Source organism: Stenotrophomonas sp. BR163 (assembly GCF_047520985.2).
Classification (GTDB): domain Bacteria; phylum Pseudomonadota; class Gammaproteobacteria; order Xanthomonadales; family Xanthomonadaceae; genus Stenotrophomonas; species Stenotrophomonas sepilia.
The window spans coordinates 12,581-33,250 of record NZ_JAXBRE020000029.1 but is presented as its reverse complement, the minus strand read 5'-3'; the positions used below and the strand labels follow the sequence as shown (position 1 = coordinate 33,250).

Annotated in this window: 19 protein-coding genes; 10 read left to right on the top strand and 9 right to left on the bottom strand. The window is 67.4% G+C overall.

Annotated features, from left to right (window positions below):
• Nucleotides 1-33 precede the first annotated feature (33 nt).
• The 5 genes from ACM0PY_RS18080 to yeiP all read left to right on the top strand — a co-directional run bounded on the left by ACM0PY_RS18080 (nucleotide 34) and on the right by yeiP (nucleotide 3,606).
• A complete protein-coding gene (locus tag ACM0PY_RS18080) occupies nucleotides 34-822 on the top strand; it encodes an enoyl-CoA hydratase/isomerase family protein (RefSeq protein ID WP_061479265.1) in 789 nt (262 codons plus the stop codon).
• Between the two features lie 2 nt (nucleotides 823-824).
• Nucleotides 825-1,226: a VOC family protein gene (locus ACM0PY_RS18075; protein WP_072169000.1), complete on the top strand. Its 402-nt coding sequence runs from the start codon at nucleotides 825-827 to the stop codon at nucleotides 1,224-1,226.
• Complete coding sequence (locus ACM0PY_RS18070) at nucleotides 1,223-2,119, top strand: hydroxymethylglutaryl-CoA lyase (RefSeq protein WP_180885846.1); 897 nt, start codon at nucleotides 1,223-1,225, stop codon at nucleotides 2,117-2,119. The genes ACM0PY_RS18075 and ACM0PY_RS18070 overlap by 4 nt, the downstream gene beginning before the upstream one ends.
• A 100-nt stretch (nucleotides 2,120-2,219) precedes the next feature.
• Entirely contained in the window at nucleotides 2,220-2,990 is a 771-nt protein-coding gene (locus ACM0PY_RS18065; protein WP_065196763.1) for an SDR family oxidoreductase, read from the top strand.
• 49 nt (nucleotides 2,991-3,039) lie between these two features.
• A complete protein-coding gene (gene yeiP, locus ACM0PY_RS18060; protein ID WP_005409468.1) occupies nucleotides 3,040-3,606 on the top strand; it encodes an elongation factor P-like protein YeiP in 567 nt (188 codons plus the stop codon).
• Between the two features lie 162 nt (nucleotides 3,607-3,768).
• Here the strand turns inward: yeiP and ACM0PY_RS18055 are convergent, their stop codons facing one another.
• The 4 genes from ACM0PY_RS18055 to ACM0PY_RS18040 form a co-directional block, all read right to left on the bottom strand.
• On the bottom strand, nucleotides 3,769-4,461 hold the full coding sequence (locus tag ACM0PY_RS18055) for a COG3650 family protein (RefSeq protein ID WP_138953581.1): 693 nt from the start codon (nucleotides 4,459-4,461) through the stop codon (nucleotides 3,769-3,771).
• Between the two features lie 83 nt (nucleotides 4,462-4,544).
• Nucleotides 4,545-4,937: a nuclear transport factor 2 family protein gene (locus ACM0PY_RS18050; RefSeq protein ID WP_095378816.1), complete on the bottom strand. Its 393-nt coding sequence runs from the start codon at nucleotides 4,935-4,937 to the stop codon at nucleotides 4,545-4,547.
• Nucleotides 4,918-8,067 carry a multidrug efflux RND transporter permease subunit gene (locus tag ACM0PY_RS18045; protein ID WP_180885847.1) on the bottom strand — a complete coding sequence of 1,050 codons (3,150 nt, stop codon included), beginning with the start codon at nucleotides 8,065-8,067 and terminating at the stop codon, nucleotides 4,918-4,920. The genes ACM0PY_RS18050 and ACM0PY_RS18045 overlap by 20 nt, the downstream gene beginning before the upstream one ends.
• 36 nt (nucleotides 8,068-8,103) lie before the next feature.
• Nucleotides 8,104-9,252: an efflux RND transporter periplasmic adaptor subunit gene (locus ACM0PY_RS18040; RefSeq protein ID WP_180885849.1), complete on the bottom strand. Its 1,149-nt coding sequence runs from the start codon at nucleotides 9,250-9,252 to the stop codon at nucleotides 8,104-8,106.
• A 129-nt stretch (nucleotides 9,253-9,381) separates the two neighbouring features.
• On the opposite strand from ACM0PY_RS18040, the gene ACM0PY_RS18035 reads away from it, so the two are divergent.
• Complete coding sequence (locus ACM0PY_RS18035; RefSeq protein ID WP_180885851.1) at nucleotides 9,382-10,098, top strand: response regulator; 717 nt, start codon at nucleotides 9,382-9,384, stop codon at nucleotides 10,096-10,098.
• Entirely contained in the window at nucleotides 10,098-11,174 is a 1,077-nt protein-coding gene (locus ACM0PY_RS18030) for an ATP-binding protein (RefSeq protein ID WP_180885853.1), read from the top strand. The genes ACM0PY_RS18035 and ACM0PY_RS18030 overlap by 1 nt, the downstream gene beginning before the upstream one ends.
• On the opposite strand, the gene ACM0PY_RS18025 is transcribed toward ACM0PY_RS18030, so the two are convergent.
• From ACM0PY_RS18025 to ACM0PY_RS18015, 3 genes are all read right to left on the bottom strand, one after another.
• Nucleotides 11,152-12,948 carry a DUF7844 domain-containing protein gene (locus ACM0PY_RS18025; RefSeq protein WP_180885855.1) on the bottom strand — a complete coding sequence of 599 codons (1,797 nt, stop codon included), beginning with the start codon at nucleotides 12,946-12,948 and terminating at the stop codon, nucleotides 11,152-11,154. The genes ACM0PY_RS18030 and ACM0PY_RS18025 overlap by 23 nt on opposite strands.
• A 40-nt stretch (nucleotides 12,949-12,988) precedes the next feature.
• Complete coding sequence (locus tag ACM0PY_RS18020; RefSeq protein WP_065196996.1) at nucleotides 12,989-13,288, bottom strand: DUF2388 domain-containing protein; 300 nt, start codon at nucleotides 13,286-13,288, stop codon at nucleotides 12,989-12,991.
• Nucleotides 13,289-13,350: 62 nt separating this feature from the next.
• Complete coding sequence (locus ACM0PY_RS18015; protein ID WP_180885857.1) at nucleotides 13,351-14,739, bottom strand: D-2-hydroxyglutarate dehydrogenase; 1,389 nt, start codon at nucleotides 14,737-14,739, stop codon at nucleotides 13,351-13,353.
• Nucleotides 14,740-14,908: 169 nt separating this feature from the next.
• On the opposite strand from ACM0PY_RS18015, the gene serA reads away from it, so the two are divergent.
• Entirely contained in the window at nucleotides 14,909-16,150 is a 1,242-nt protein-coding gene (gene serA, locus ACM0PY_RS18010; protein ID WP_180885859.1) for a phosphoglycerate dehydrogenase, read from the top strand.
• Nucleotides 16,151-16,226: 76 nt separating this feature from the next.
• Here serA and ACM0PY_RS18005 read toward each other — a convergent pair whose 3' ends face one another.
• Entirely contained in the window at nucleotides 16,227-16,619 is a 393-nt protein-coding gene (locus ACM0PY_RS18005; protein WP_134971033.1) for a hypothetical protein, read from the bottom strand.
• A complete protein-coding gene (locus tag ACM0PY_RS18000) occupies nucleotides 16,619-17,233 on the bottom strand; it encodes an NUDIX hydrolase (protein ID WP_414609340.1) in 615 nt (204 codons plus the stop codon). The genes ACM0PY_RS18005 and ACM0PY_RS18000 overlap by 1 nt, the downstream gene beginning before the upstream one ends.
• A gap of 132 nt (nucleotides 17,234-17,365) precedes the next feature.
• Here ACM0PY_RS18000 and ACM0PY_RS17995 point away from each other — a divergent pair, with 132 nt between their 5' ends.
• On the top strand, nucleotides 17,366-18,841 hold the full coding sequence (locus ACM0PY_RS17995) for an amino acid permease (protein ID WP_005416354.1): 1,476 nt from the start codon (nucleotides 17,366-17,368) through the stop codon (nucleotides 18,839-18,841).
• A gap of 82 nt (nucleotides 18,842-18,923) precedes the next feature.
• Nucleotides 18,924-20,351: an amino acid permease gene (locus tag ACM0PY_RS17990; RefSeq protein WP_053500013.1), complete on the top strand. Its 1,428-nt coding sequence runs from the start codon at nucleotides 18,924-18,926 to the stop codon at nucleotides 20,349-20,351.
• The last annotated feature ends 319 nt before the right edge of the window (nucleotides 20,352-20,670 follow it).

Here is a 20,670-nt window from a genome sequence, read left to right as displayed (position 1 = left end):
ATCCATACAGGTATGGAGTGACCCTGGAATCCCATGAACGATGCTTTGCAGATCGAGCGCCGTGGCGCTGTCCTCACCCTCTGGCTGAACCGGCCGGAGCTGCACAACGCCTTTGACGCCAGCCTGATCGCCCGGCTGACTGCCGCACTGGAAGCCGCCGGCGGCGATGATTCGGTCCGGGCCGTGGTGGTCGCCGGTCACGGCGCTTCCTTCTCGGCCGGTGCCGACATGCAGTGGATGCGCGGCATGGCCGCCGCCAGCGAGGCCGACAACCGCGAGGACTCGCTTGCCCTGGCGCGGCTGATGCGCACCCTGGACGAGCTGCCCAAGCCGACCCTGGCCCGGGTCCACGGCGCGGCCTTCGGTGGCGGCGTCGGCCTGGTTGCCTGCTGCGACATTGCCATCGCCAGCACTGCGGCCCGCTTCGGCCTGACCGAAAGCCGCCTGGGCCTGCTGCCCGCCGTCATCTCGCCCTACGTGATCGAGGCCATCGGCCCGCGCCAGGCGCGGCGCTGGTTCGCCACCGGCGAGCACTTCGATGCCGACACCGCGCTGCGCATCGGTCTGGTCCATCAACTGGTCGAACCCGAGCGCCTGGACGAGGCGCTGGAACGCCAGCTGGCCCTGCTCGACAAGGCCGGCCCGATCGCCTCATCCACCGCCAAGCAGCTGGTGCGGCAGGTCCGCGACAGCCATGACCGCGACGCACTGGATCGCGATAATGCGGCCCTGATCGCGCGCCTGCGGGTCTCCGCCGAGGGCCAGGAAGGCCTGGGCGCCTTCCTCGACAAGCGCGCCCCCCACTGGGTCACGGAAGCCTGAACATGCTCGATCATCTTGGTTTGACCAGCGCCGACCTGGCGCGCAGCAGGACCTTCTTCCTGCAGGCACTGGCGCCGCTGCAGATCGGCGTGGTGATGGAAGTGACCGCCGAACAGACCGGCGACCACGACCACGTCGGCTTCGGCAGCGACGGCAAGCCGTTCTTCTGGCTCGGCAATGGAGGCACCGCCAGTCACGGCGTACACGTGGCCTTCGCCTGCGCCAGCCGTGCGCAGGTGGATGCCTTCCATGCCGCCGCGCTCGCCGCCGGCGGCCGCGACAACGGCGCGCCGGGCCTGCGCCCGTGGTATCACCCGGATTACTACGCGGCCTTCGTGCTCGACCCGGACGGCAACAACATCGAAGCGGTCTGCCACCGCCCCGCCGATGGGGCAGCCGCATGAGCGATTACGTCCGCATCGTCGAGGTCGGCCCGCGTGACGGCCTGCAGAACGAAAAGCAGTCGGTGTCCACCGCCGACAAGATCGAACTGATCAACCGCCTGTCGGCCACCGGCCTGCGCAGCATCGAGGCGACCAGCTTCGTCAGCCCGAAGTGGATCCCGCAACTGGCCGACGCCTCCGAGGTCTATGCCGGCATCCAGCGCAGGCCGGGTGTCCAGTACCCGGTGCTGGTACCGAACGAACAGGGCTACGACCGCGCCCGTGCGGTCGGCGTCGAGGAGGTGGCGGTGTTCACTGCCGCGTCCGAGGCGTTCAACCGCACCAATACCAATGCCGGCATCGACGAGTCGCTCGCCCGGTTCGAGCCCATCCTGCGCCGCGCCGCCGCCGATGGCGTGCGCGTGCGCGGCTACGTCTCCACCGTGCTCGGCTGCCCCTACCAGGGCGAGGTGCCGCTGGCCGACGTGGTGCGCGTGGCGCGCGCCCTGCACCAGATGGGCTGTTACGAAATCTCGCTGGGCGACACCATCGGCGTCGGCACCCCGCGCAAGGCACGGGCGATGCTGCAGGCGGTGGCGGCCGAGATTCCGATGACGGCACTGGCCGTGCACTTCCACGACACCTACGGCCAGGCCATCGCCAACATCGCCACCTGCCTGGAAGAAGGCGTGCGCGTGGTCGACAGTGCCGTCTCCGGCGCCGGTGGCTGCCCGTATGCGAAGGGCGCCAGCGGCAATGTGGCCAGCGAAGACGTGGTCTACCTGCTGCAGGGCCTGGGCCTGGACAGCGGCGTGGACCTGCCGGCACTGGCCGAGACCGGCCGCTGGCTGGCCGGCCTGCTCGGTCGCGCCACCGCCAGCCGCACCGGGCAGGCGCTGGCCGCCGCAGGTTGACCGCCGCACTGCGCCGCCCTGCTGCGGCGGCGCAGTGCACAACAGCGACGGTCGCAGCTTCCGTTAGAATCGGCGGTTCTCGAACCTGCAGGACCGTTCAATGCAGCTGTCTTCCGTACGTGCCGTGATCACTGGCGGCGTCTCCGGCCTCGGCCTGGCCGTGGCCCAGCACCTCGTCGCCCAGGGCGGCAAGGTGGCCCTGTTCGATCTCAACGACGACAAGGGTGCGACCGCCGTTGCTGGGCTGGGTGCCGACAACGCCCGCTATTTCAACGTCAACGTCAGCGATGAGGCCGCCGTGGCTGCGGCCATCGACCAGGCCCACGATTTCCTCGGCGGCCTGAACGTGGCGATGAACTGCGCCGGCATCCTCGGCGCCGGCCGCGTGCTGGGCAAGGACGGCCCGATGCCGCTGGCCGGCTTCCAGGGCACGGTGATGGTCAATCTGGTCGGCAGCTTCAATGTCGCCAAGGCCGCGGCCAACCGCATGCAGCACAACGAGGCCGGCATCGATGGCGAGCGCGGGGTGATCATCAACACCGCCAGCATCGCCGCCTATGAAGGCCAGATCGGCCAGGCCGCCTATGCCGCCAGCAAGGGCGGCGTGGTGTCGATGACGCTGCCGATGGCACGCGAACTGTCGCGCTTCGGCATCCGCGTCAATACGATTGCTCCCGGCGTGTTCTGGACGCCGATGGTGGACGGTATGCCCGAAGCCGTGCAGCAGTCTCTGGCCGCCTCGATTCCGTTCCCGTCGCGCCTGGGCAAGCCGGAAGACTTCGCCAGCCTGGTCGGCTTCATCCTCGGCAACACCTACCTCAACGGCGAGACCATCCGCCTGGACGGCGCTACCCGCCTCGCTCCGAAGTGATTCCCCACGGGCGCCGGGACGGCGCCCTCCCCCAACGACCTAGATCACCATGAAAGCCAACGACATCAAGAAGGGCAACGTCGTCGAGTACAACAACGGCGTGTACCAGATCCGCGACATCGAGCGCAGCTCGCCGCAGGGTCGCGGCGGCAACGTCCGCTTCCGCTTCATCATGTACAGCGTGCCGGGCGGCAACAAGCTCGACGCCAGCTTCGATGCCGACGACAACCTGGTCGAGGTCGAACTGCTGCGCCGCCAGTCCACCTATTCGTACAAGGACGGCGATGCCTTCGTGTTCCTCGATGACGAGGACTACACCCCGTACACCCTGGATGCGGACGTGATCGGCGATGACGCCGGTTACATCACCGACGGCCTGACCGGCATCTACGTGCAGGTGATCGACGAGCAGCCGGTGGCGATCCAGCTGCCGGCCTCCGTGGTGCTGGAAGTGATCGAGACGCCGCCGGAACTGAAGGGTGGCACCGCCACCAAGCGCCCGAAGCCGGCCAAGCTCAACACCGGCATCGAGATCATGGTGCCGGAGTACATCGTCAACGGCGAGCGCGTGCTGGTGAACACCGCCACCGGCGAATTCGCCGGCCGTGCCGACTAAGCACCCTGCGCCGATCGCCTGCCGATCGCTGCCTGCGGCAAGTTCGCCGCAGGCAGCAAGCAGCGCATCGCTGACAGTAGTTGTGTAGAGCCGAGCCCGTGCTCGGCTGCGGTGGGTTGGACAGGTACTGCAGCCGAGCGTGGGCTCGGCTCTACAGGTAACTTACGGCTGCTTCGCGCCGAAATTGCCGCAGCCGTGGTACTGGCGGGTACCGACGGTCAGCATCACCTTCGCCTCGAACGCCTCCCCGCTCATATCGTCCTGGCAGGTAGTGCGCTGGAAACTTAGCTTGACGTCGGTACCATCGGACGCCTTGCCGCTCCAGCCGTCGGCACCCTTGGTTGGCTTGGCCACGTCAAAGCGGCGCTCGCCATAGTCAACTTCCACCTGCAGGCCCGGCATATCGCCATCGACGACTGCAAGCCATCCGGGTTCATTGCCGGTGGCACGGAACGCGGCATTGCCGGCGCTGCCATCGCCTTCGGCAGCTTCCACCGCATGGCACTCGCGATCCGGCTCGCCCTTCAGGCTCAGCAGGCCATCATCGCTGCCCTTGGTCCAGAAGCTGTTGCCAAGGCCATCGCTGTACTTGGCGCCGGATGCCGCGCGCTCGGAGGTCATGGCGAAGCTACGCTCGCCGATCACCACCGTGGCAGCATCCTCGCCATTGAAGGTCGCGCGCACGCTCAGATCACCACACTGGTAGGCGGTCTCGCTGCCACCTTCCGTGTTGGCGCTCGGCTTCGGCGTGGCAGGCGAGGGGTCATTGCTGCCCGCCGCGGGTGCCTGGGCCGGCTGGCACGCGGCCAGGACCAACCCCAGGGAGGCTGCCAACAGACTGGGAACTACACGCATGGCTCGACTCCTTGTCGACACTGCAGGAATGCTCGACCCTACCACCTCGCGGTGAGCGGGGCCTGAAAACAGCCTGACCGCACTCATGCGGCCAGCACCGCCATCGACAGCAGCTGCGCGCCACTGCCGCCGGAACTGCAGGTCCAGACCCGCAACAGGCGCAGCTTCAGTTCACGCTCCCGGCCCTGCCGCCACACCGACATCCGCACGTCGCTGGACAGCAACGCCAGACGGCCACACAGCAGCGTTTCCACCGCGTGCAGCTGCAGGCTTCGTACCTGCAGGTCACCGGCCAACCAATCACCCAGCCACGGCAGATCGAGCATGCGGCCACCGTGGCCGTCCATCAGGAACAGGGCCGGCGATACCAGCGCGTTCAACGCATCGTGATTGTTATCCAGCAGCGCTGCGCACAGGCGCTGCTCCAGCGCCATCAACTGCTGCTCATGCAGATCTTCAACGATGTTCCGTTCCATCCACGGTTCCTCCCGGCATCGGCCGGCGCCTGCGCAGGCGCTGCGCGATCCACTGCCGCGCGCCCTGCACCACTACATAGAAGACCGGCACGAAGAACACGGCCAGCACGGTCGCACTGACCATGCCGCCGAACACGCCGGTTCCAATTGCCTGCTGGGTTTCCTTCGACGCGCCCTGCGCCAGCATCAGTGGCACCACGCCCAGCGCGAACGCCAGCGAGGTCATCACGATCGGACGCAGGCGCAGCCGCGCCGCCTCCAGCGCTGCTTCAACCAGGCCGCGCCCCTGCTGCTGCAGCTGCCGCGCGAATTCGACGATGAGGATCGCGTTCTTCGCCGACAGCCCGATCACGGTGATCATGCCGACCTTGAAGAACACGTCGTTGGGCATGCCGCGCAACAGCACCGCGGCGACCGCGCCAAGCAGGCCCAGTGGCACCACCAGCAGCACCGCCAACGGAATCGACCAGCTCTCGTACAGCGCGGCAAGCACCAGGAACACCACCAGCATCGACAACAACAGCAGCCACGGCGCCTGCGCCCCCGACTCACGCTCCTGCAGCGACTGGCTGGTCCACTGCAGGGCGAAGCCGGACGGCAGCTTTGCGGCCAACCGCTCCATCTCCGCCATGGCCTGGCCGGTGGACACGCCAGAGGCCGGGGCGCCGGACAGGTTCAGCGCGGGGAAACCAAGATAGCGTTGCAGCTGCAACGGCGCTTCGGTCCAGTGCGGGGTGACCAGCTCGGACAACGCCACCATGCCGCCCTCGCTGTTGCGCACGTACAGCTTCAGCACGTCTTCCAGCTCCATCCGGTGCGGCGCATCGGCCTGCAGGATCACCTGCTGCAGCCGTCCCTTGTTGGGGAAGTCGTTGACGTACTGCGAGCCCATGGCTGCCGACAGCGTGCTGCTGATCTGCTCGAAGCCCACGCCCATTGCCTCGGCCTTGGCCCGGTCGATGTCCAGCCGCACGCTGGTGCCGGCCGGCAGGCCATCGGCATGCACCTCCGACAGCAGCGGGCTGGCTTCGGCCAGCTTCAGCAGCTGCTGCAGGGCCGCGCGCAGTTCGGCCTGGCCCTGCCCGGTGCGCGCCTGCAGCGCCAGCGAGAAGCCGGACGAACGTCCCAGGCTGTCGATGGCCGGCGGCATCACGCTCATCACCTCACCCTCGGCAACCGTGGCCATCGCCTGCTGTGCGGCCTCCACCTCACCGGCCGCGGTTGCGCCTGCGCGCTCACCCCAGTCCTTCAGCATGGTGTAGGTCAGCGCCGCACTCGGGCCGGAACCGGAAAAGCTGTAGCCGAGGATCGACTGGTTGGAGCCGATGCCCGGACGCGAGGCCACGTGCCGTTCGTAGGCTTCGACAACGGCCAGCGTACGCTCGGCCGTCGCCTCGGCCGGCAGCTGGATCGAGGTCATGAAATAGCCCTGGTCTTCTTCCGGCAGGAACGCACCCGGCAGCCAGTGCAGGCCCAGCAGCAACGCCGCCACCAGCGCGGCGAACACTCCCATCACCCGCCCGCTCCGCTGCAGCACCGACGCCACACCACGCTGGTAACGCCCGGTCATCCGCTCGAAGCCCCGGTTGAAGGCGCCGAACAGCCCGCCGCGACCGTGATGGCCGTGGGTGGCCTGGCGCAGCAGGGTCGCGCACAGCGCCGGCGTCAGGCTCAGGGCCAGCAGCGCAGAGAACAGGATCGACACCGCCATCGCCACGGTGAACTGGCGGTAGATCGCGCCCACCGAACCGCTGGCCAGCGCCATCGGGATGAACACCGCAGTCAGCACCAGGGTAATGCCGATCACTGCGCCGGTCAGTTCACGCATCGCCTTGATGGTGGCCTCGCGCGGCGGCAGGCCCTCCTCGGCCATGATCCGTTCCACGCCCTCGACCACCACGATCGCGTCGTCGACGATGATGCCGATGGCCAGCACCATGCCGAACATGGTCAGTACGTTGATCGAGAAGCCCAGCGCCAGCATCACCGCGAACGTACCCAGCAGCGCGATCGGTGCGACCAACGCCGGGATCAGCGTGTAACGCCAGTTCTGCAGGAACAGGTACATCACCGCGAACACCAGCAGCATCGCCTCCAGCAGGGTCTGCACCACCTTCTGGATCGATATCTTCACGAACGGCGCGGTGTCGAATGGAATGCTCGCTTCCACGCCACGCGGCAGCAGCGGCGCCAGCTCAGCCATGCGCTCACGCACCGCCGCAGCGGTACGCACCGCGTTCGCGCCCGGGCGCAGCTGCACGCCGGCGGCGGTGGCTGGATGGCCGTCCTCGCGGGTGCCCCAGGCATAGCTCTGCGCGCCCAGCTCGACGCGGGCGACATCACCCAGCACCACCCGTGAACCGTCGGCGCCGGCACGCAGTACGATCGCCGCGAACTGTTCCGGCGTGGACAACTGGCCGTCGGCACTGAGCGGCACGGTGATGCGCTGGCCTGGAACACCCGGCGAGTCACCAATGCGTCCTGGCGAAATCTCCAGATTCTGCTGCTCGATCGCGGTTGCCACATCGCCCATGGTCAGGCCGTAGCCGGTCAACCGGGTCGGGTCCAGCCACACGCGCATCGCCTGCTCGGCACCGAACAACTGCACGCGGCCGACGCCATCGATACGGCGCAGCTCTTCGATGATGTTGCGCGCCATGAAATCGCCCAGCGCGGCCTCGCTGACGCTGGCATCGGGCGAACGCAGGCCGACCAGCATCAGGAAGCCGGAATCAGCGGCCTCCACGAACAGGCCGTTCTGGCGCACGCTGCGCGGCAGCCGTGGTTCGATCGCCTTGATCCGGTTCTGCACGTCCACCTGCGCCAGCTCCGGATTGGTGCCGGGCTTGAAGGTGGCAGTGATCGACGCTTCGCCGGACGTGTCCACCGACGACTCGAAGTACAGCAGGTGCTTGACGCTGGAAAGCTCGCGCTCGATCAGGCCAACCACGGCATCATTCAGCGTCTGCGGGCTGGCACCCGGGTAGCTGGCATAGATGCTGACGCTGGGCGGGGCGACTGCTGGATAGCGCTCCACCGCCAGCCGCGGGATCGCCAGCACGCCGGCCAGGATGATGAAGATCGCCAGCACCCAGGCGAACACCGGGCGATCGATGAAGAAACGTGCCATGTTGGATTTTCCTGGAGGGACCGGCCCGGAACAGGCTCAGCCCTTGCTGCCGGCCTGTACTGCACCGGCGCTGGCAACCGGCATCTGCCAGTCGCGCGCATCGACCACCACGCCTTCCTGCAGGCGCTCCTGGCCCTCGACCACCACTTTCTCGCCGGCCTTCAGGCCCGTGCGCACCAGCCACTGGCGATCGACACTGCCGTCCACTTCCAGCGTGCGGATCACCGCCTTGCCGTCGGCGCCGATCACCCAGGCATAGGCCTGGCCACCGGCGCTGCGCAGCACCGCCTGCTGTGGCACGGTCAATGCACTGGCGGGCTCGCCACGTGGCACCCTCGCGCGCACGTACATGCCGGGCAGCAGCTGCCGCTGAGGGTTGTCGACCAGGATGCGCAGGATGACATCACCGGTTCGCGCATCGACATTGATGCCGGAGAACAGCAGCTGGCCGCGTTCGGGCAGTGGCTTGCCGCTGGCACCGATGATCGTCACCGGCAGCTCGCCGCCACCGGCGGCACTGCGCTGCAGCGACTCCAGCTGCGCCGCCGGTTGGCGCACATCGACGTAGACCTGGTCGATCTGCTGCACCACTGCCATCGGCTCGGCATCGGCCGCGCCGACCAGCGCACCTTCGGTCACCAGCGCCTGGTCGATACGGCCGGCAATGGGTGCACTGACCGTCGCGTAACGCAGATCGAGCTGGCGACGGGACAGGATCGCGCGCGCTTCGTTCACTGCGGCACGGGCCTGCTCGTATTCGGCGCTGGCGTCGTCGCGATGCTGTTGGCTGACCGCCTGTGCGGCGGCCAGCGCATGCAGGCGCTGCGATTGCACGCGGCTGCGGCCCAGCGCGGCCTCTCTGCGCTGCAGGGCAGCCAGTGCCGAATCGACGTCGGCCCGGAACGCGGCCGGGTCGATCTGGAACAGGGCCTGGCCGGCGCTCACTTCGGCCCCCTGGTCGAACAGTCGGCGCTGCACGATGCCGCCCACCTGCGCACGGATCTGCGCGGTGCGCACGGCGGCCACGCGGCCGGGCAGTTCGTCGTCACGCTGCACCACCTGTGGGCCGACGGTGATCACGCTGACACGCGGTGCGGCTTCGGGAGTGGCTTCGGGGGTGGAGCAGGCCGTCATGGCCAGGGCGAGGGCCGCGATCAACGCGACCGGAGTCCTGAAGGTTCTCATTGCTGTGCACAATGCCGCGCAGGCGGCGGATAGGTTCTGAAGCGCGCAGTGTGCGTGGCAATGATGGGGTTTCGATGGAGGAACTGTGGAGATACGATGGAGGCAAGCACCTTACGGCCCCGCCCCTGCATGCATGCCTCCCCCGCCCTCGCCGCTCTCGTCCTGATCGTCGAGGATGAGGCCGAGATCGCCGATATTCTCAGCGCCTACCTGGAACGCGAAGGACTGCGCACGCTGCGCGCGGCCGATGGCCATAGCGCACTGGACCTGCATCGCAGCGCCCGCCCCGACCTGGTCCTGCTCGATGTACAGCTGCCACGCCTGGATGGCTGGAGCGTGCTGACCCAGCTGCGCCAGCGTGGTGAGACGCCGGTGATCATGCTGACCGCGCTGGACCAGGACCTGGACAAGCTGACAGCACTGCGCATGGGTGCCGACGACTACGTGGTCAAGCCGTTCAACCCGGCCGAGGTGGCGGCACGCGTGCGCGCGGTGCTGCGGCGTACGCTGCGCGCCTCGCGCGTGGATGCCCCCAGCGCGCTGCGCGTCGGCCCGCTGCTGATCGACTCGGCCACCCACGCCGTGCACGTGGAGGGCGAAGGCTACAGTCACGAAGTGCTGCTCACGCTCACCGAGTTCAAGCTGCTGCACTGCATGGCGCTGGCACCGACCCGCATCTTCAGCCGCAGCGAGCTGATGCACGAATGCCTACCGGAAAGCGAAGCGCTGGAGCGCACTGTCGACAGCCATGTCAGCAAGCTGCGCCGCAAGCTGGACGAAGTGGGCATGGTCAATGTTCCGGCCAGTGTGCGCGGCGTCGGCTACCGGTTGATGGCTGACCGCTGATGGCCCGACTGCGCCGTTCCGGGCTCAGCCGCCACATCATCGTCTCGATGTCGCTGATGGTGATCGGCGTCATCGTGATGATGATCCTGTCGTCGTGGCTGCTGTACGCGGTGCTGGTCGAGTTCTTCCCCGGAAGTACCGAAGAGCCGGAAAGCTGGCTGCCGACCGGGCCGGAGCTGGCATGGATGGTGGGCGTGATCCTGACCGGCCTGGCGCTGGCCATCGCCGCCTCGTTCCGCCTCGCCCACCGCATCCTGTCGCCGTTGAATTCGCTGGTGGACAGCGTGCGTGCGCTCGCCAGCGGTGACCTTGGGGCGCGCGCCAGCGTCGAGGAGAATTCGCCGGGCGAAGTGGCAACCCTGGTTGAGGACTTCAATGCGATGGCGCGCCGCCTGCAGCACATGGAGAGCGAGCGCGCGATGTGGCATGCGGCCATCGCACATGAGCTGCGTACTCCGGTGACGATCCTGCGCGGCCGCCTGCAGGGACTGGCCGAGGGCGTGTTCCAGCCGGACGAGTCGCAGTTCCGCAGCCTGCTCGCCCAGGTCGAAGGGCTGTCCCGCCTGATCGAAGATCTGCGCGTGCTGAGCCTGTCCGACAATGCGCGGCTGGACGTGCGTCGCGCACGCACCGACGTGGTGGCCGAGGTGCATTCGGTGATGACGCTGGTCGACCCGCAGTTCCGAGCTGCGGGCTTCGTGCTGGAACTGGAAACCAGCCGCGAGGAACACAACGCGCACTGTGATCCCACGCGCCTGCGCCAGGCGCTGCTGGCGCTGCTGGAAAACGCGCGTCGCTATGCCACCCCAGGCAAGGTGCGGATCGCCGTGCATGACACGCCGGGCCATGTGCAGGTGGCCATCGAGGATGAAGGCCCGGGCATCGATCCCGGACTGCATGCCGACATCTTCACTCCGTTCATGCGCGCCGACGGCTCACGTTCGCGCCAGGGCGGTGGCAGCGGGCTCGGCCTGGCGGTGGTCAAGGCCATCGCCGATGCACATGGTGGCCATGCCTGCTGCACGCCCGGCAGCTGCGGCGGCAGCCGTTTCGTCATCGAACTGCCGCGCCAGTAGCCGGCCCAGCGGCCTGCGTGCGCAGGTATGCCCCCAGCGCGGCCAGATTGGCGTCGATCGCATCCATTTCCTCACGCTGCCGCGGCGGCAACTGCTGGCGAAGCTGCACACGCAATGCCTGCCACGCCGGTACCGCCTGCGCGCTCGCAGTGGTCACGGCCGCAGACAGCAGTACCTGCTCGTCGCCCAGCGGCAACCCATAGCCGCCGTCCTGCAGCAGCGTCCCCGGGCGCAACCACTGCCCACTCTGCGCCAGCAGGCCGCGCAGGCTGCGGGTTTCCGCGCTGTCGGCAGCAGCCAGCAGCTGCCGCTTGAGCACATCGCGTGCCCGCAGCTCGGCACGCCGCTGCGCGGCCTGTTCCAGCAACAGCAGGCCGGCACTGGCGCGCAGATCGCCCTTCAGCAGCCACGCTGCCCGTTGTTCTGCCGGCAGCTTCAACCAGCCGCGCACATCGCGGGCGGGCAGGCTCAGCTGGGTCGCTGCCACTGTGAACAACTGCTGGTAGTGGTCGCGCGCGGAAGCGAAGTAATAGCCCTGTGCCTGCGCAGCGTTGCGGTCAGTGAGTACCCGTTCGTCGAGCATGCCCAGCCGCGCCAGCCGGCGCTTGAGGCCGCGCGGGCTCAGCTGGGCCAGCCCGGCCTCGCCCAGCCGCGGCACTCCGGCCTGCAGCAGCTTGGCGGTCTCCACCGCACAGTTGTTGCTGACGAAGTAATAGCGCCCGTCATAGCTCCAGTGCACCTGGGCGGTGCGCTCGAGCAGGCTGGCGATCTCATCGCGCTGCAGCCGCAATGGCAGCGACTGCAGGCCGCGCAGTTCGACCTTGGTGTACTCGTCCACCACCTGCTGCAGCGGCAGCACGAACAGCCGCGACGGGTAGCCGCCGGTCAAGCCGCGCCAGTTGGATATCTGTACGTCGCCCACGAACGCGCGGAAGGACAGCACGCGATGGTATTCAAGATCCAGCCGGCAGTCCGGCCCCGGTGCACGCCCGGGCCTGCAGATCACCAATCGCAGCATGCTGTGGCCCCAGCGGCTCATCGGCTGTGCGCTGCCTTCGGCGAACAGGTAATCCACGGCGTAGACACGCGCGGGGTCGAGCTGCAGCAGCGATGCCGCCCCCTCTTCCGCTTCGGCCTGCAGCAAGGGCAACGCGGTCGCGCAGTGCGACTGCGGCAGCGATGGCGGCGTTCCGAAATGGGCCTGGTACCACTGCGCCAGTGCCGGGCGCCGGCAGGCGAACTCGCTGTCGAGCACGAAATGCTCGGCGTTCACTGCCAGGTACTCGGCCGGGTCCTTCAGTTCATACGCATCGGGACTGCGGTCACGGAAGTCGTTGTCGCCACGGCCCAGATGCCAGGGCTTGCGCTGCCATCCTGCCAGATCACGCCAGCGCACACTGCGTGACCAGTTCGCCCCCGTACGGTCAGCAACATGGGTCAGTTCGTGTACCAGCGCGCTGCGGCGTGCGCCACGGGCGCCCGGCGCACTGTCGCCCAGCAGACTCCGGCGCAACGCGATACGGCCAGCGAAGGTGCGGCCATGCACATCGGCCGGCAGGTCATCCGTCCAGCGCACCCGTACCTGCGCCGGCAACGCAGCCAGCAGGCCGTCCGGCAATAGTGACTGCGCGTCGGCCAGGGTCTGGCTGGCGAGCCGCTGCTGTGCCGGATCGAGACCGGACGGATCAAGCTGCAGGCGATCAGCTGCAGACGCGACGTGGGCGGTCAGCAGTAGAGCCACGCCAAGCGTGGCGGCGTTCCGTGCAGATGTCATGGAATTGCCGGCCAGCGGCCGGCACTACCCGAAGGCCGGATCAACGCGCCAGCAGTGTGCGGGCCAGTTCCAGGTCGCTCTGCTGCTGCGCGGCGGCGCTCTGCTCACGCAGGTGGGCCAGTGCGGCCTGCAGGCGGGCGCCACGGATCTGGCCGTCGCTGGCAACGAACGCAGCGGCATCATCGCGCGCGGCCAGCACCACCTTGTCGTCACCCGAGCTGCTGCCCGAGGAGCCGGAGGAAGCACCGGTGGCCGAACCGGCCGAGGTGCCGGCGAAGCTGGAAGCAAAGCCGGCCAGCGGCAGGGACAGCAGGGCGAGCAGCAGAAGCGGACGGGTCATCGGTTCGAAGCCGGTTGTGAGGATGCGTGGAGCGTAACGGGTGCGTGAAGGATTTGCCCGGCTCAGGCGTCAAACAGCTTGCCGGGATTCAGCCGCGCTTGGGGATCGAACGCGCGTTTGACCGCCTTCATCAGCGCGATTTCGGCCGGGCCGCGGGTGCTGTCCAGGTAGCCCTTCTTGACCAGGCCGATGCCATGCTCGGCCGAGATGCTGCCATCGAAACGCGCCAGCACCTGCGCCAGCAGCTTGGTGACGTGCTCGCACTGCGCCACGAAATCGGCGTCACTGGTGTCGTCGGGCTTGAGCACGTTGATATGCAGGTTGCCGTCGCCGATGTGGCCGAACCAGACCACGTCGAAGTGCGGGTAGGCTTGCCCGATCAGCGCCTGGGTCTCTGCCAGGAACGCCGGCATCGCCGAGATCCGTACCGAGACGTCGTTCTTGTAGGGTTTGTAGCGCGCCAGCGATTCGGTGATGCCTTCGCGCAGGCGCCACAACTGGGCGGCCTGGGCGTCGCTGGCACTGATCACCCCGTCGCTGACCCAGCCGTTGCCCATGCAGTCCTCGAAGGCCGCCATCGCCGCCGCTTCCTGCGCTTCGTCGTTGGCGGCGAACTCGGTGACCACGTAGTACGGGTGCACCTCGTCGAACGGCGCCTGCGCGCCGTGCGCCAGCACATGTTCCAGCGCGCGGTCGGTGAAGAACTCGAAGGCCTGCAGCTGCAGGCGCGCGCGGAACGCGGCGAACACCTGCATCAGCACTTCGAAGCTGGGTACGGCCAGCAGCATCACGTTGCTGGCCGGCGGCGGATCGGTCAGCTTCACCGTCGCCTCGACGATCACCCCCAACGTACCTTCCGAACCAATCAGCAGCTGGCGGAAGTCATAGCCGCTGGAGTTCTTGATCAGGCCCTTGTTGAGCTCGAGCAGTTCGCCACTGGCGGTGACCACCTTCAGCCCGGCGATCCACTCGCGGGTGTTGCCGTAGCGGATCACGCGGATGCCGCCGGCATTGGTGGCGATGTTGCCGCCGATCGTGCACGAGCCGCGCGCGGCGAAATCCACCGGGTAGATCAGGCCGTGGTCCAGCGCGGCGTTGTGCACGGCTTCCAGCGGCATGCCGGCCTGCACCACCAGGGTGCGGTCGACCGCGTCGTAGGCCAGTGCCTTGTTCATCCTCTCCAGGCTGAGCACCAGCTCGCCGTTGGCCGCCACCGCGCCACCCGAGAGGCCGGTGCGGCCGCCCGACGGCACCACCGCCACGCCCTCGGCGGCAGTCCAGCGCATCACCGCCTGTACCTCCTCGACCGTGGTCGGCAGTGCGATCGCCAGCGGCGCCGGCGTCCAGCGCCGGGTCCAGTCGCGCCCGTAATGCTCCAGGTCGGCCGGGTCGGTCTTCAGCTTCAGGCCGGGACAGGCCTGCTGCAGCGAGGCAATGCGGGAATCGGTCATGACGGTCCAGCGCGGGGCGTGAAGAACGGGCAAGCGTGCCAGCGGCACGCGCCAGCGTCCAGCCCTGCAGACAGGCAGATAGCTACGGATGCAACCAATTGCGCACTGCACCATGAGCGCCGTGATCTGGCATAGTGGTTGGCCCCTGTCCCACTGGCCGTGTTGCCCCATGTCGCCGAAGAAGACCTCGTTCCCCAAGCAGGATATCCGCGTGCTGTTGCTGGAGGGGGTCAGCCCGACCGCCGTGGAGGTGTTCAGCGCCGCAGGCTACAGCCAGATCGAGGCACACACCAAGGCGCTGCCCGAGGACGAGTTGAAGGCGCGCATCGCCGAGGCACATATTGTCGGCATCCGTTCGCGCACCCAGCTCAGCGCCGAGGTGCTGGCCGAGGCGAAGCGCCTGATCGCGGTGGGCTGCTTCTGCATCGGCACCAACCAGGTCGACCTGGATGCGGCCGAACTGGCCGGCATCCCGGTGTTCAATGCGCCCTATTCCAATACCCGCAGCGTGGCCGAGCTGGTGATCGCCGAGGCGATCATGCTGACCCGCGGCATCCCGCAGAAGAACGCCGAATGCCATCGCGGCGGCTGGTCGAAGTCGGCCAGCGGCAGCCATGAAGTGCGTGGCAAGACGCTGGGCATCATCGGTTATGGCCACATCGGCACCCAGGTCGGCGTGCTGGCCGAATCGCTGGGCATGCAGGTGATCTTCCACGACGTGGAAACCAAGCTGGCACTGGGTAATGCCCGTGCAGCGGCCAGCCTGGACGACCTGCTGGCACGCGCCGACATTGTCACCCTGCACGTGCCGGAGACGCCGGCCACGCAGTGGATGATAGGCAGCACCGAGCTGGCGAAGATGCGCAAGGGCGCGCACCTGATCAACGCCGCCCGCGGCACCGTGGTCGACATCGATGCGCTGGACGCTGCGCTGGCCAGCGGCCACGTCGGTGGCGCCGCGCTCGATGTGTTCCCGGTCGAGCCGAAGGGCAACGGCGATATCTTCGAGTCGCCGCTGACCCGCCACGACAACGTCATCCTCACCCCGCACGTGGGCGGCAGCACGCTGGAGGCGCAGGACAACATTGGTGTGGAGGTGGCGGCCAAGCTGGTGCGTTACAGCGACAACGGTAGCACCCTGTCGGCGGTCAACTTCCCGGAAGTGACCCTGCCCGAACACGAAGACAGCCTGCGCCTGCTGCACATCCACCAGAACGTGCCGGGCGTGCTGTCCAAGGTCAACGAGATCTTCTCGCGCCACAACGTCAACATCGACGGCCAGTTCCTGCGCACCGACCCGAAGGTGGGTTACGTGGTGATCGACATCACCGCCAGCGAGGAACAGGCCGCCGCCGTCCGCGACGAACTGGCCGCCATTCCAGGAACGTTGCGTACGCGCATTCTGTATTGAGCAAGGCGTCGCCGGGCATGCCCCGGCGGATTGCTTCCGGCATCGCGCCATCCACGCATGGCGTGGATGGAACACCTCAGAACCTTACGGCGTGGAGGTTCTTGTAAAAGTCCCAATGGATCAGAACCCTGTCTTCCATCGACAGGAACAGCGTATCGACGAAATCCAGCTCCTCGGCATGAGCCAGCCAGCCCTGCAGGCGGCTGCCCAGTGAAGGTACCGCCCCATCCACCTGGACAACCGTCAGCGCAGCCTCGCTTGGCAAGCCAACAGCATCTGCAATGGCGCTCAACTCCTGCGCCAGCCGCTCCCGCCCCACCCCGGGGACCTCCAGGCGTGATGGCACGCGCTCCCAGTCGATGGATGTGATGACTGGCAATGCAGCCTTGATCATCGCAAGGGCAGCATCCTGCTTCGCCTCGCCACACGCATGAGCCGCAACAAACGCGGCACAGCCGTCCGAGAGCATCAACGTGCCAGCCAGCGGCGCGCCATGCGCTGCATGGATTCATCCGATTCGGGGTCGGCCGCGACCTCGGTCACCGGCCGCCAGGCCAGGTCCAGCGATTCCTCGCTGAGCACGAAGGCCTCCCCCCCCAGCGCCCGGATCACGAAACGCACGTCGTAGTGCCAGTGCCCCGGCACGTCCTTGCGCTCCGGAATCCAGTGCTTGTCCAGATCGAAGATGGCCGGGTCTTCCAGCACCAGGCCGCTCAGGCCGGATTCCTCCTCGGCTTCCTTCAGCGCCACCTGCGCCAGATCACGGTCGCCGTCGGCGTGACCGCCCAGCTGCAGCCAGCGCTGCAGCTTTCGGTGATGGGTGAGCAGCAGGCGCTGGCCGTCGGCACTGACCAGCCAGCAGCTGGCGGTGAAATGCCCGGCCAGCCGTTCGCGACGGAACGGATCTTCTGGATCGTCCAGCAATGTGCCGAATTCGGCAGCCAGTGCGTCGTGGGAGGGCTCGCGGCGGGCATAGTCCCGCAACAGGCCGCGCAGGCGATCGTCAAGCACGGCAAGGGTTTTGGCGGTCTGGCGCATGAATGGGGGCGGTTCGGAAAAATACTGCTCATTATCGCCGTTCATTGTTGCGATTGCGCTTGTGCGTTGGCTTCAGCTTTGGCTAAGGTACAGCGGGCCGTTCGCACGGCCTTCACCATTCAAGGTTGCCGGCAACGTATCGGCGGCCCACCCCATCCGATCATTAGGAAGTACTGCATGCTGAAAGCTCTGTTGAGGGTCAAGCCGGTCCAGCCGGCCGGGCACGTCGATGCCGGCGAACCCATCGAAGGCAGCCTGGACGGCGAAGCCACGTTGAAACGGACCCTCACGGCTAAACACCTCATCCTGCTTGGCGTGGGTGCGGTGATCGGCGCTGGTATCTTCGTGCTGACCGGCCAGGCCGCGGCCAACCACGCCGGCCCGGCGGTGATGCTGTCCTTCGTGCTGGCCGGTTTCGCCTGTGCCCTGGCGGGCCTGTGCTACGCCGAGTTCGCGGCGATGATGCCGGTCTCCGGCAGTGCCTACTCCTACTCCTACGCCACCCTCGGCGAGGGCATGGCCTGGTTCATCGGCTGGTGCCTGGTGCTGGAGTACCTGTTCGCCTCGGCGTCGGTCGCGGTGGGTTGGTCGGCCTACCTGATCAGCTTCATCACCACCACGCTGCACATGCCCTTCCCGGACCTGCTCAGCGCCGCGCCCATCGCCTGGACCGGCAGCGAGTTCGTCTCTTCCGGCAAGCTGTTCAACCTGCCGGCGGTGCTGATCGTGGCGGCGGTGTCCGGCCTGCTGTACGTGGGCGTGACCCAGTCGGCGTTCGTCAACGCCATCATCGTGGCGATCAAGGTCACCGTCATCTGCCTGTTCATCGGCATCGGCGCGGCCCACATCGATCCGGCCAACTGGCAGCCCTTCATTCCGGAAAACACCGGCGTGCCGGGTGAGTTCGGCTGGAGCGGCATCTTCCGCGCGGCCACCATCGTGTTCTTCGCCTACATCGGCTTCGACGCGGTTTCCACCGCCGCCGGCGAAACCAAGGACCCGCAGCGCAACATGCCGATCGGCCTGCTCGGCTCGCTGGCCGTGTGCACCATCGTCTATATCATCGTCTGCGCGGTGCTGACCGGCATGATGCCGTACCACCTGCTGGGCACCGACAAGCCGGTGGCGACCGCGCTGGAGCCCTACCCGACCCTGTCCTGGCTGAAGACCCTGGTCGAGATCGGCGCCATCGCCGGCCTGTCCTCGGTGGTGCTGGTGATGATGATGGGCCAGACCCGCATCGCCTACACCATTTCCCGCGACGGCCTGCTGCCGAAGTTCTTCGGCAAGGTCCACGCTCGTTTCCGCACCCCCTATTGGGCCACGATCGTGGTCGGGGTGATCGCCGCCGCACTGGCCGGCCTGGTGCCGCTGAACGTGCTGGGCGAACTGGTGTCGATGGGCACCCTGTTGGCCTTCGCCACGGTCTGCATCGGCGTGCTGGTGCTGCGCTATACCAAGCCGGAGATCCACCGCCCGTTCCGCGTGCCGGCGGTGTGGATCATCTGCCCGCTTGGCGCTGCGGCCTGCCTGTTCCTGTTCTGGCAAGCGTTCGTGGTGCACTGGCACCTGTTCGTCGGCTGGACCGTGCTGGGCATGCTGATCTATCTCGGCTATGGCATGCGCAACAGCAAGCTGGCCAAGTCACCCTGATCCGCCTACGGGCCGGCCCTGTGCCGGCCCGTCCGTTTTCCCCGCGCGCCAGACACGGCGCGCTTCGACAAGACCACCAGACATGTTCAAGCAACTGTGGGCCACCAAGCACCCGCATGCCGCCCATGAAGACGCCAACGGCCTGAGCCTGCGCCGCCATCTCGGTCCCTGGGGGCTGACCGCCCTCGGCATCGGCGCCGTGATCGGCGGCGGCATCTTCGTCATCACCGGCCAGGCCGCCGCCAACCACGCCGGCCCCGCGATCATGCTGTCGTTCGTGCTGGCCGCCATCTGCTGCGCCTTCTGCGCGCTGGCCTACGCCGAGTTCGCCTCGATGGTGCCGGTCTCCGGCAGCGCCTATACCTATACCTATGCCACCTTCGGCGAACTGTCGGCCTGGTTCATCGGCTGGATGCTGGTGCTTGAGTACGGCGTCTCTGCGTCGGCGGTGGCGGTCAGCTGGACCGGCTATTTCCTCAGCCTGCTCAGCCAGTTCGACATCCATCTGCCAGCCGCGCTGGTCAGTGCGCCACTGGACGCACAGCTGCGCCCCACCGGCGCGATCGCCAACCTGCCGGCCGCTGCGCTGGTACTGCTGCTGACCTGGCTGTGCTACGTCGGCATCAGCAAGTCATCGGCGATGAACATGGCGATGGTCGTGCTGAAGACCGGCCTGATCCTGCTGGTCATCGTGGTCGGCTGGAAGTATGTGGACACCAGCAACTGGACCCCGTTCATTCCCGCCAACGAAGGCCCCGGCAAGTACGGCATGGAAGGCGTACTGCGCGGCGCGGCGATGGTGTTCTTCGCCTACATCGGCTTCGAGGCGGTATCGGTGGCGGCGCAGGAATCGAAGAATCCGCAGCGCGACATGCCGATCGGCATGATGCTGTCGCTGGTGGTCTGCACCGTTCTGTACATCGCGATGGCCGCGGTGATGACCGGCCTGGTGCCGTTCCAGCTGCTGGGCACCGACGAACCGGTGGTGACCGCGGTGGCCGCGCATCCGCAGCTGGGTTGGCTGCGCTGGGTGGTCGAGGTCGGCGCGCTGGTCGGCCTGTCCTCGGTGGTACTGGTGATGATCATCGGCCAGCCGCGCATCTTCATGATCATGGGGCGCGACGGCCTGCTGCCGCCGGTGTTCACCAGGATCCATCCGAAGTACCGCACCCCGCACATCAACACGGTGATCACCGGCATCGGCATCGCGCTGCTGGCGGCGCTGTTCCCACTGGACATCCTTGGCGAGCTGACCTCAATGGGCACGCTGATCGCGTTCGCGGCGGTGTGTGCCGGCGTGCTGATCCTGCGCCGCACCCAGCCGGACCTGCCGCGCCCGTTCCGCATGCCGATGGCCTGGCTGATCTGCAGCCTGGGCGTGCTCAGCTGCCTGGCGCTGCTGTCGGCGATGACGATGCACAACTGGATGCTGATGGGCGTCTGGACCTTCGTCGGTTTCGTGATCTATTTCTGCTACGGCTTCAGGCACAGCCGCCTGCGGGGTAAGTGAGGTTTTCTGCATTGCAGGGCCTGCGGCCCTGCACCCGCAGCCGGAGCAACGGCAAGAGCGGGACTGTGGGTTTGGCGGGGAGGCATGGGTTCGCGGGGGACGCCGCAAGTACGTCCATGTAGGCTTGGCAGCCGCATCCATGCGGCTGACACTCCCGCGAACCCATGCCTCCCCGCCCCTGACAGTCTCCCGGCGCGTCCGGTAGATCCACGCCATGCGTGGATGAAGCGCTCCCGGAAACGAATGTATCGGGACGAATCTTCTGTAGAGCCGAGCCATGCTCGGCTGCGAGCAAGCGTAGCGCCGCGACCCGCTTTTC

Coding starts and splice junctions, on each gene's coding strand:
- yeiP (WP_005409468.1), top strand. CDS start 3,040: ATGAAAGCCAACGACATCAAGAAGGGCAACGTCGTCGAGTACAACAAC.
- ACM0PY_RS18040 (WP_180885849.1), bottom strand. CDS start 9,252: ATGAGAACCTTCAGGACTCCGGTCGCGTTGATCGCGGCCCTCGCCCTG.
- ACM0PY_RS18015 (WP_180885857.1), bottom strand. CDS start 14,739: ATGACCGATTCCCGCATTGCCTCGCTGCAGCAGGCCTGTCCCGGCCTG.
- ACM0PY_RS18035 (WP_180885851.1), top strand. CDS start 9,382: ATGCATGCCTCCCCCGCCCTCGCCGCTCTCGTCCTGATCGTCGAGGAT.
- ACM0PY_RS18080 (WP_061479265.1), top strand. CDS start 34: ATGAACGATGCTTTGCAGATCGAGCGCCGTGGCGCTGTCCTCACCCTC.
- ACM0PY_RS18030 (WP_180885853.1), top strand. CDS start 10,098: ATGGCCCGACTGCGCCGTTCCGGGCTCAGCCGCCACATCATCGTCTCG.
- ACM0PY_RS17990 (WP_053500013.1), top strand. CDS start 18,924: ATGTTCAAGCAACTGTGGGCCACCAAGCACCCGCATGCCGCCCATGAA.
- ACM0PY_RS18025 (WP_180885855.1), bottom strand. CDS start 12,948: ATGACATCTGCACGGAACGCCGCCACGCTTGGCGTGGCTCTACTGCTG.
- ACM0PY_RS18005 (WP_134971033.1), bottom strand. CDS start 16,619: ATGCTCTCGGACGGCTGTGCCGCGTTTGTTGCGGCTCATGCGTGTGGC.
- ACM0PY_RS18070 (WP_180885846.1), top strand. CDS start 1,223: ATGAGCGATTACGTCCGCATCGTCGAGGTCGGCCCGCGTGACGGCCTG.
- ACM0PY_RS18045 (WP_180885847.1), bottom strand. CDS start 8,067: ATGGCACGTTTCTTCATCGATCGCCCGGTGTTCGCCTGGGTGCTGGCG.
- ACM0PY_RS18065 (WP_065196763.1), top strand. CDS start 2,220: ATGCAGCTGTCTTCCGTACGTGCCGTGATCACTGGCGGCGTCTCCGGC.
- ACM0PY_RS18000 (WP_414609340.1), bottom strand. CDS start 17,233: ATGAACGGCGATAATGAGCAGTATTTTTCCGAACCGCCCCCATTCATG.
- ACM0PY_RS18050 (WP_095378816.1), bottom strand. CDS start 4,937: ATGGAACGGAACATCGTTGAAGATCTGCATGAGCAGCAGTTGATGGCG.
- ACM0PY_RS18075 (WP_072169000.1), top strand. CDS start 825: ATGCTCGATCATCTTGGTTTGACCAGCGCCGACCTGGCGCGCAGCAGG.
- ACM0PY_RS17995 (WP_005416354.1), top strand. CDS start 17,366: ATGCTGAAAGCTCTGTTGAGGGTCAAGCCGGTCCAGCCGGCCGGGCAC.
- ACM0PY_RS18055 (WP_138953581.1), bottom strand. CDS start 4,461: ATGCGTGTAGTTCCCAGTCTGTTGGCAGCCTCCCTGGGGTTGGTCCTG.
- ACM0PY_RS18020 (WP_065196996.1), bottom strand. CDS start 13,288: ATGACCCGTCCGCTTCTGCTGCTCGCCCTGCTGTCCCTGCCGCTGGCC.
- serA (WP_180885859.1), top strand. CDS start 14,909: ATGTCGCCGAAGAAGACCTCGTTCCCCAAGCAGGATATCCGCGTGCTG.